The sequence below is a fragment of the Brevibacillus sp. SIMBA_040 genome (genome assembly GCF_046535075.1).
GTDB lineage: Bacteria > Bacillota > Bacilli > Brevibacillales > Brevibacillaceae > Brevibacillus.
Map to the genome: position 1 here is coordinate 1 of NZ_JAWRXI010000365.1, position 243 is coordinate 243.

A 243-nucleotide genomic window follows, 5' to 3' on the forward strand; every position below is an offset into this window, starting at 1 on the left:
GACCAATCATAATTTAAACCTGATTCAAAAGGTACTTTATATATCAATCTTACTTCTTTTTCATAATCATAATGCAAATTTTTATGTATTATCGGATAATTCATATTACCCATTTTCATTTTATCTTTTTTATAATCAAGATATTTCACTTCACTTACTTGAATTTGTTCTTCTGTATTTACAAAAGCAGTTTTGATTTTTTCAATATTAGTGGTTATCATAACGCCTTTAGATAAATCCGAG

1 pseudogene is annotated in these 243 nt (G+C 24.7%); it reads right to left on the reverse strand.

Annotation, left to right across the window (positions count from 1 at the left end):
* Window positions 1–243, reverse strand: a pseudogene (locus SB752_RS33135) (hypothetical protein); the annotation flags it as partial.